Annotated in this window: 9 protein-coding genes and 2 tRNA genes; 9 read left to right on the forward strand and 2 right to left on the reverse strand. The window is 69.1% G+C overall.

What is annotated here, in order from left to right; translation table 11 throughout:
* Window positions 1–187 (forward strand): hypothetical protein (locus QK444_RS25940; protein ID WP_282784578.1); only part of this gene is annotated, 187 nt, incomplete at its 5' end.
* A 206-nt stretch (window positions 188–393) separates the two neighbouring features.
* On the forward strand, window positions 394–1,260 hold the full coding sequence (locus QK444_RS25945) for a tyrosine-protein phosphatase (RefSeq protein ID WP_282784580.1): 867 nt from the start codon (window positions 394–396) through the stop codon (window positions 1,258–1,260).
* A gap of 43 nt (window positions 1,261–1,303) precedes the next feature.
* Here QK444_RS25945 and QK444_RS25950 read toward each other — a convergent pair whose 3' ends face one another.
* Window positions 1,304–1,771: a hypothetical protein gene (locus QK444_RS25950; protein WP_282784582.1), complete on the reverse strand. Its 468-nt coding sequence runs from the start codon at window positions 1,769–1,771 to the stop codon at window positions 1,304–1,306.
* Between the two features lie 265 nt (window positions 1,772–2,036).
* Between QK444_RS25950 and QK444_RS25955 the strand changes: the two genes are divergently transcribed.
* The 4 genes from QK444_RS25955 (at window position 2,037) to QK444_RS25970 (ending at window position 6,988) form a co-directional block, all read left to right on the forward strand.
* Window positions 2,037–2,948 carry an oxygenase MpaB family protein gene (locus QK444_RS25955; protein ID WP_282784584.1) on the forward strand — a complete coding sequence of 304 codons (912 nt, stop codon included), beginning with the start codon at window positions 2,037–2,039 and terminating at the stop codon, window positions 2,946–2,948.
* Between the two features lie 114 nt (window positions 2,949–3,062).
* Entirely contained in the window at window positions 3,063–4,700 is a 1,638-nt protein-coding gene (locus QK444_RS25960) for a CocE/NonD family hydrolase (protein ID WP_282784586.1), read from the forward strand.
* Entirely contained in the window at window positions 4,697–6,076 is a 1,380-nt protein-coding gene (locus tag QK444_RS25965; protein ID WP_282784588.1) for a M20/M25/M40 family metallo-hydrolase, read from the forward strand. Before QK444_RS25960 ends, QK444_RS25965 begins: the two co-directional genes overlap by 4 nt.
* A gap of 81 nt (window positions 6,077–6,157) precedes the next feature.
* Window positions 6,158–6,988 (forward strand): alpha/beta hydrolase, encoded by an 831-nt coding sequence (locus tag QK444_RS25970; protein WP_282784590.1) that lies wholly within the window; start codon window positions 6,158–6,160, stop codon window positions 6,986–6,988.
* Between the two features lie 15 nt (window positions 6,989–7,003).
* Here the strand turns inward: QK444_RS25970 and QK444_RS25975 are convergent, their stop codons facing one another.
* Window positions 7,004–8,029, reverse strand: coding sequence for an endonuclease/exonuclease/phosphatase family protein (locus QK444_RS25975; protein WP_282784592.1), 1,026 nt, complete (start codon window positions 8,027–8,029; stop codon window positions 7,004–7,006).
* 357 nt (window positions 8,030–8,386) lie between these two features.
* Between QK444_RS25975 and QK444_RS25980 the strand changes: the two genes are divergently transcribed.
* The 3 genes from QK444_RS25980 to QK444_RS25990 all read left to right on the forward strand — a co-directional run bounded on the left by QK444_RS25980 (window position 8,387) and on the right by QK444_RS25990 (window position 8,992).
* Window positions 8,387–8,719: a glyoxalase superfamily protein gene (locus tag QK444_RS25980; RefSeq protein ID WP_282784594.1), complete on the forward strand. Its 333-nt coding sequence runs from the start codon at window positions 8,387–8,389 to the stop codon at window positions 8,717–8,719.
* Window positions 8,720–8,839: 120 nt separating this feature from the next.
* Window positions 8,840–8,911 (forward strand) — tRNA-Arg (locus QK444_RS25985).
* A 9-nt stretch (window positions 8,912–8,920) separates the two neighbouring features.
* Window positions 8,921–8,992, forward strand: a tRNA-Pro gene (locus QK444_RS25990).
* Window positions 8,993–9,131: the final 139 nt, after the last annotated feature.

The following is a 9,131-nucleotide window of genomic DNA, read 5'->3' on the forward strand; positions in this document are numbered from 1 at the left end:
GCGCCCCCCCACCGCGCGGGGGGGGGGGGCTCCCGAACGCGGTGGCCCGCACATGATCCGCTACCCCGGCAAGCCGACGGATAATGACGCGTCGATCGCCATCTCCTCGGTCGTGCGGCGAGCCACCACCCCGACGGCGGCGGTCGATATTGCCCGGACGGCCGGGTACCGGTATTACTATTCCTAGTCCGCATATGACGGCTGGTAACTATTGAAATGTCAACGGAGAGGCTCTTTTTCGCTCCGTTGTCCAGGCTTGATCCCGGTGGGCGGGGTAGGTGTCCCAGTCGGCGGAAATGTCCGGGCGAAGTCGATATCGGAATGGGCACCGGATCTACGTTCGCGGCCATGAAAAATAGTTTGACAGGGCGGCTTCGCCTTTCACTCATCGGTATGACCACCGCCGCGGCGGCCGTGCTGGCACTCGGGGCGACGCTGGTGGCTCCCGCGGCCGTCGCGGAACCCGCGTTGGCGACGGCGACCCGGATCGAGTTGCAGGGGGCGGTGAATGTTCGGGACATCGGCGGATATTGGACCTATGACGGGTCGAAGACCAAGTCGGGGAAGGTGATTCGATCCGATGCGCTCGGAAAGCTGACCGATGCCGATGTGGCGAAATTGGGGACGCTGAATCTGCAGCAGGTGATCGATGTGCGGACACCCGCCGAGGTGCAGGGACTGGGGGCCGACCGGCTGCCGCCTGGAGTGCCGCTGGTGGCGCGGCCGATCGACGACACCGGCATGTTCACGAAGATGTTCGAGGCGATCAGTTCGCGGGATCCGGTGAAACAGGAGGAATTACTCGGCGGCGGCAAGGCCGAGCAGATCATGGGTGATGTGTACCGCAGCTTCTTCAGCGCGGATTCGCTGGCCAAGTTCGGGCAGACGATCAAGGATCTCGCCGCGACCGACAAGGCGACGCTCGTGCACTGCACGGCGGGCAAGGACCGCACCGGCTGGCTGACCTACGTCACGCTGCGCGCCGTGGGCGTACCGGAATCGCTCGCCCGCAAGGACTACCTGCTGTCCAACCAGTACCGCGCCGCCTCCGACGCCGCCCTGCGGGAGCAACTGAAACAGGCCGGAGTGATGGAGAATCCGGACCTGCTGATCCCCCTGCAGGAGGTGCGCGACGCGTACCTGGACATCGCGTTGCAGACCATGGAGCAGAAGTACGGGGACTTCGGGAAATTCCTGACCAACGGTCTCGGACTGAATCCGATGACCATCGTGAAACTGCGGAAGAACCTCGTCGACTGACGAATCCGTGACCGCCGCCCTCCCGTGCGCCGCGCGGGAGGGCCTATCCGCCGCCGCGCCGCGCCATCGCCCCGAGCACGCTCAGATCGAGATCCCCCGACGCCTCGGTCCAGCCGGTGGCCCGCAATTCCTCCGGTGAGCCGACCCCGAGCGCGTCGTGCAGGCCGATGGCGACCGAGCGGGCCAAATCGACCAGCGCACTGTGCGGGATCGGCCAGAGTAGGCTGCGTCGCCAGTTTTCGATCTCGCGCTGCAACACCGGCGCATTCCAGCCGAGATCGGACAACCGCTGCGCCGCGTCATCCGAAATCGGTTCCGTCAGGTAGTAATTGCCGGTCAGTTCGGCGGACAGTTTGATGTCGAACTGCTGGAATTGCACATAGCGATTTCCGGGCGCGGCGATGATCAGAGTTGCGCGGGACGGCAATTCGGCCAAACAGCGGACCAGTGCTTGGACGAATCCGTCCCATTCCGTTGTCACAACCTGCTCGCTCTGCCCCCGTATGCCCATCGTGGCCGATCATACGCCGTCAGGTCGTCTGGGTCACCGCGCTCACGAGGAAATCCGCACCACGGAACCGCTTCTCCTCCACCGAAATGCGCGCGGCGGCGCAGATGCGTCAGCGGTGGGACCCATGGCCGACGGACCGCGCACGCGGATATCGCACCCGGATATGGTTGCCACCCGGGCGAGATGATGAGAAGATTCAGCAGTAACCCTCTCATGCTGTCAGGGTGGTGGCACCCCCGGCAGCCCGTGATCAAAGGAGATCACCATGACCGCCGCCGTGGCCCCCGTCGACTCCGCGACCCGGAGAGCACGCCCGCAGCGCCGCCCGTTCGGCCCCGGCACCCGCATGTGGGAAGAGGTCGGCCTCATCACCTTCTCGTTCACCGCCGGGTCGGCCTTCCTGCTGCAAACCATGGAACCCACCATCTCCGCGGTGGTGGACGAGCACTCCACCTTCCGCACCGACCCCATGGGCCGCGCCGTCCGCAGCATCGCCTCGGTGATGATGTGGGTCTACGGCGGCGACGAGGCCCTGGCCGAGGCCGACCGGCTGCGTGAACTACACGCCGGACTGAACACCGAGAAGGAAGGCGTCCGCTATACCGCGCTGTCCTCCGGGCCCTGGGCCTGGGTGCTGCACACCGGCATCTTCGCCTTCACCGAAGGCAACCGATATTTCTCCCGCACCCCGCTCACCGAGGCCGACAAGGAACAGTACTACCAGGAGACCGTGCAGCTCATGCGCAACTTCATGGTGGCGCCCAAGGAGATCCCGGCCTCCTACCGGGAGTGGGAGCCCTGGTTCGAGGACATGGTCGAGAACCACCTCGTCCCCACCCAGACCGCGCGGGACTACCTGAGGGTCATCCGGTCCGTCGCACCGCCCACCTGGCTACCCGCACCGCTGCGCCCGGTGTGGCGGGCCGCCGTCGCGCCGGTGGGACGGTTACAGTACTTCTTCACCGTCGGCACCACGCCGGGGGTGGTGCGCCGCAAGCTCGACCTGGAGTGGACCGACAAGGACGAACGCAATCTGAAGCGGCTGGGCTGGATTCTCGGCCGCACCATTCCGCTGCTGCCCGAACGCGTCCGCTACTTCCCCATCGCCTACGAGGCGCGCCGCCTCGAACGCGACCGCGCCCGCCTGCGCAAGGTGATCGACTTCCGCCCGCTCTGATCTTCCGGCCCACGCTCGCCGGGGGTCGTGTTACACCCCCGGTTCCTGGGGCTGGACGGACGCCCAGGCAGACTCGATAGTCCTATGGTGCGATCGGGATTCGTAAGGTGGCGGGTGGCGGCCGTGGTTGCGGCCACGCTCGGAATGGTGTTCGGGGTGGTGCTGCCCATGCGGGCGGCGGCGGAACCGGCGTATCAGCATCGGCAGGAGTTCATCACCGCGCCCGACGGCACCCGGCTGCACGCGGACATCCTGCGGCCGGTCGGCGTGGCCGACGACGTACGGACGCCGGTGATCATGACGGTGAGTCCGTATCGGGCGCATCTGGCGTATCTGAGCCAGCCGCGGCTCGGCGGCGGGGTGTCCACCAAGGACCTCAGCGTGGAGATGTTCCTCGCCGCCGGATACACCTACGTCATCGTGGACCTGCGCGGCTTCGGCGGCTCCAACGGCTGCCCGGACTTCGGCGGACCGAACGAACGCTCCGATGTGAAGACGGCGGTGGAGTGGGCGGCCCGACAGCCGTGGTCCACCGGGCGGGTGGGCCTGACCGGCATCTCCTATGAGGCGTGGACCGGCATCATGGGCCTCGCCGCCCAGCCCGCCGGATTGGCCGCCGTCGCGGCCTTCGCACCGGTGGTGGACCCGTACTCCTACCTCTACATGCAGGGCATCGCCTGGAAGTTCTCCGGCAAGCCGGTGACCGAATCCGGGGTGCGGCCGGGCGATCTGGCGGGCTTGGAGCATGTGCTCATCGCGTCCACACCGGGCCACTGGGCGGATTCGGCGGAGTACCAGGCGAATGCGTCGAACATCGACCCGGGCTGCTTCCAGCGCTATCTGAGCGAGACCGGCGATCACGATCCCGACACCGAGTTCTGGCGCGAGCGCGACCTGGTGGAACAGGTGCGCGGCAACACCATTCCGCTGTTCCTGGGACAGGGATTCGTCGACTACAACACCCGCGCGCACCGGGTGTTCGAGCTGTGGGACGCACTCGGTCCGGGCGAGCACAAGGCGTGGTTCGGACAGTGGGGGCATCGCAACTGCTTCGAGAAATGCGGGACGCCGTTCTTCGGCGATGAGCTGCTGGCCTTCTTCGACAGGCATGTGGCGCAGCGGGACGTGACGGTGCCCGGACCGCGCGTGACGGTGGGCCAATTCGACGGACGGTGGCGCGGCGAGCAGACCTGGCCGCCCGCCGACAGCCGCCCGGTGCGCGTGGCCGTGCGACCGGGCGCCTACACCGACCGCGGCCTGGTGCCGGGCGCCGACCGCGAGGTGTGGAGCTTCAGTCAGCCGCTCGCGCACGACCAGCACTTCTCCGGTGTCGCCACGGCCACCCTGCACCTGAACGGCCCCGCCGCGGCCACCGTGACCGTGGAGCTCTACGACGTCGCGCCCGACGGTCGGGCGACCGTCATCACCCGCGGCATCGCCCCGGTCGGCGCCACCGCGAACGTGCGCCTGCTGGCCCAGGATTGGCCGATCCCGGCCGGGCACCGCATCGGCATTCGCATCACCGACGTGATCGACGACGTGTGGGCGCATCCGCCGGCCTTCGCCCGCGTCACGCTGACCGACGGGGAGGTGCGGCTGCCGCTGCTGGAGACGGTGCGCACCCCGGACATCCCCGGCGGGCTGACCGAGGGCATTCCCAAGTGGCGCGCCGAGAAGACCATCCCCCTCCCGCCCGAACTGGTGAACAATGCAACGGTGACCGTCGACTTCCCGCCCCGAGCCACCCGATGACCGCGACCGCCGCCACCGGCCCCGCCGTCGACGCGGCCACCGCCGAACGCCTGGCCGAGGCCCTGCGCTGCGTCACCATCTCCCGTGCGGACCCCGCCGAGACCGACGACAGCCAATTCGTCCGGCTCGCGACGCATCTGGAGCGCAGCTTCCCGCTGGTGCACGAGCGGCTGGAGTTGGAGACCTTCGGCCACAGCCGGTTGTACACGTGGGCGGGGACCGAGGAGGCCACGGCGGCCTCCGCCGATCGCCCGCCCGCGGCGGCCATTCTGCTGGCGCATCTGGACGTGGTGCCCGTCGATGACGAGACCGGGTGGACGCATCCGCCCTTCGCGGGCGTCGTGGACGACGAATTCATCTGGGGCCGTGGGGCCATCGACGACAAGAGCCGGGCCGTGGCGCTGCTGGAGGCGGTGGAGGCGGCATTGGCCGCGGGGGTGCGGCCGCGCCGGACGGTGTATCTGGCGCTCGGGCACGACGAGGAGGTGTTCGGCGACGGCGGGGCCGTGCGGATGGCGCGACGGCTGCGCGAACTCGGGGTGCGGGCGGACCTGCTGCTCGACGAGGGCGGCGTGATCACCCAGGGCGTCGCCGACGGGGTGGACCGGCCGGTGGCCACCATCATGGTGGGCGAGAAGGGCTATGCGACGGTTCGGCTGTCGGTGTCGGCGGTGGGCGGGCACTCGTCCATGCCGGGACGGCGCACCGCGGTGGGCCGGTTGGCGCGCGCGGTGGCGCGGGTGCAGGAGCATCCGTTTCCGCTGCGCATGACGCCGGTGACGGCCGATATGCTGGCCCGCATCCGGGTGTTCATGTCCGAACCGCGGCGCACCGCACTCGGCCTGAGCCGGGTGGCCGGTCCCGCCATCCTGCGGGTGCTGGCGCTGCGCCCGCAGACCGAGGCCATGGTGCGCACCACCACCGCGCCCACCGTCATCCACGGCGGCGTGAAGGCCAATGTGCTGCCGCAGCGCGCCGAGGCGCTGGTGAATTTCCGTATCCTGCCCGGTGATTCGGTGGACGCGGTACTCGCGCACTGCCGTCGGGTGATCAAGGATCGCGAGGTGGCGGTCGAGCTGGTCGGCATGTCCTCCGAACCGTCCCCGGCCCGCTCCCCCGGCCCGTGGTTCGAGACCATCGCGGAGCTGGCGCGCGCGGTGGTGCCCGGGATCGCGGTGACCTCCGGGCTGGTGCCCGGCGCGACCGACTCCCGCCACTACGACGATCTCGCCGAAACCCGCTGCAATTTCGCGCCGATCGTGCTCACCGCCGCGGATCTGGAGCGGATTCACGGCACCGACGAGCGGCTCTCGCGCGAGAACTACGGCCGCCTGCTCGATTTCAACCGCCGACTCGTCGAACACCTGGCCCGCTGATCCGCCGCCGGTCGCCGCGCAGTGGGAGAATGGCCCGGCACCCAAGCCCGGATTGTCGCGTCATGCGACCGAGGAGGAGCGATGACCACAACCGAGACCGGCGAATTCGACGGCAAGGGCGGCCGGATCTTCTGGCGGGCGTGGCTGCCCGATACCGAACCGCGTGCGGTCGCGGTGATCGTGCACGGCATCGCCGAGCATTCGGGACGCTACGAACACGTCGGCCAGCGTCTCGCCGACGCCGGTATCGCGGCCTACGCCCTGGACCACATCGGGCACGGGCGGTCCGCGGGCGGCAAGGCCAATATCGAATCGATGGAGAATACGGCCGACAATGTGGAGACCATGCTCGGGCTCGCCACCGAACGGCATCCGGAACTGCCACGCTTCGTGATCGGCCACAGCATGGGCGGGCTCATCACCTCCTACCTGGCCACCCGCTCACCCCTGGACGTGACCGGCATCGTGCTGTCGGCGGCGGCCATCGAGATCGAGGCCGGGAACCCGATCCAGCGCATGCTGGGTCCGCTGGTCTCCCGATTCGCCCCGAATCTCGGTGTGCTGAAACTGGATTCGACGCTCATCAGCCGTGATCCCGCGGTGGTGCACGCGTACGACACCGATCCGCTGGTGTACACCGGGCCGGTCGTGGCGCGCACCGGAGCGGAAATGCTGGAGGCCACCGTCCGGGTGAAGGAACGCCTGTCGGTGCTCACCGCGCCGCTGCTGGTGCTCCAGGGCACCGCCGACGGCCTGGTCGCGCCCACGAGCGCCGATGTGCTCGAAAAGGGCGTCGGCTCAGAGGATCTCACCGTCATCCGGTACGAGGGCCTCTACCACGAGGTGTTCAACGAGCCGGAGCAGGACAAGGTGCTCGGCGATCTGCTCGCGTGGTTGGAGGCGCGCCTGTAGCCCTGTGAGCGGGGCTCACAGCCTTAGTCGGGCGATCACCGCGCGATGGTCGGAACCGGGCACGACCAGCGTGCGCACATCCTCGGCCTGGCCCTCGGCGACCAGCACCCGGTCGATGCCGATGACCGGGCCCCAGGACGGCTCCTCCGGCCAACTGGTGAGCCTGCCCGCACCCGCCAATTCGGCGGCGTCGGCGAAGCGACCGGTCAGCAACTGCCGATACGCGTAGTGGTCGAAGGTGGCGTTGAAATCCGCGCCGACGATGGCGGGACCGGATGTGGCGGCGAGCAGCGCGCGGATGCGGTCCATCTCGTCGACCCAGGCCGCGAAGTTCAGCGGCGGCGGCACGGGATGGAACTGGAAGACGGTCACGGGACCGCGCTGCGGATGCAGCATGGTGGCACGCAGGTTGGCCAGTTCGAAACCCGCCAGGGTGACGCCGTCCTGGAGCGGGTGACGGCTGAAGATGCCGCCGCCCGCACCGCCGCCCAGCGGGGCGAGGTACCGGTACGGCAGTTCGGCGTCCAGACCCGCCGCCTCCAGGCGCAGCAGCATCTCCGGGGTGAGTTCCTCGAGGGTCAGCAGTTCGATGCCGTTGTCGCGCACCGACCGCACCACCGCGTCGGCGTCCGCTTCGCCGAAGTACAGGTTGGACTGCATGACCGGGATCTCGACGGCGAAACTCGCCTTGCCGTCCGGCACGAACAGGGTGAGCTGGCTGAACAGCGCTGCCGCCACCACCGCACCGGCCACCAGCGCGCTGCGCCAGCCACGGGCCAGCAGCAGCAACGCCGCGCCCACCAGCGCGCCGAGCATGAGGTACGGCGCGAAGGAGGCGGCGAGCACGATCTCCCGCTGCGCCCACGGTGCGTAGTGCAGCGCGACCCCGGCGACCCCGACCAGGACCGCCAGCCAGCCCAGCACCAGCAGCACCCGGCTGCTCCAGCGCCGCACCGGTGACGGCCGCGGCACCACGACCGTATCCGCCACCGCGGTCCCCGCACTGCCCGAATACCCGGTGAACTCTTGTTTCCGCACCATGTGACACCTCCCCTTCGGCGACCACCCTACGGGAACGGCACTTGTCCGCGTCCGGCCGCGTGTAGCCGACCCGAAGGCGGTGCGAAGCCCACCCGACGGCGGTGCGAAGTCCACTCGACGCCGGTGCGAAGTCCACTCGACGCCGGTGCGAAGTCCACCTGACAGCAGAGCGAAGCCCGACCGGCCGGCAGTGCGGGGCCGTCCCGATCGGTCGCGCCGGAACCGTCGCAGCGGTCTTCGCGCCCGAACCGTCGCAGCGGCCTCGTCGGCATCCGTCGTAGTCCGGCGCACCGGGCACGCGCCGGAGCGGAGCACGGTTGGCGCGAATCCGTCGGTGGGATCTGCGACCATCGGCGCATGCGCGAACAGGTCGTCCCCATCCTCCGCGTCGCCGATGCCGCGACCGCGGTCCGCTGGTACGAGCGGCTCGGATTCACCCAGCGGTGGGAGCACCGTTTCGAACCCGGCCTCCCGGCCTTCGTCGAGGTGGCGCGGGGCGATATGCGGTTGTTCCTGTCCGAGCACACCGGCGACGCCCGGCCGGATACGCTCGTCTACCTCTCGGTGCGCGATGTGGATGCCGTGGCCGCGGAATTCGAGGTGGCGGTCGAGGACGCGCCGTGGGCGCGGGAGATCGAACTGAGGGATCCCGACGGCAATCGACTACGGATCGGCACACCCGCCGACTGACACCCGGAGCACGTGTCTCGGGCACCGCACGTTGGGCTGGGCGCAGGACCCTGGCTCCGAGTGGCCGTCGCGATAATTCACGTGCCCGATCGGGTCGGCGCGGATACGATCCGAACGTCTCGTGGAGTAGATCAGTGGCGGATCACCCGGCTTCTCACCGGGCGGGCGCGGGTTCGAATCCCGCCTCCACGTCTGTAGCGCCCTGGTGTAGCTCAATGGCAGAGCGCCCGGCTCGGGACCGGGAAGGCGCGGGTTCGAGTCCTGCCGCCAGGTCTGGTCTTTCGGTTCAGGATGTGGGGAGATTCGGTGTCCGATCAGTCATTTCGAGACGGTCCGGCGCAGTACGCGATCGGGCAGTTGGCGCGCGCCGCCGCGGCGGCCGCACGCGCCGCCGACGGCGTGGATCGGGACC

It is taken from the genome of Nocardia sp. CC201C (genome assembly GCF_030010695.1).
Classification (GTDB): Bacteria; Actinomycetota; Actinomycetes; order Mycobacteriales; family Mycobacteriaceae; genus Nocardia; species Nocardia otitidiscaviarum.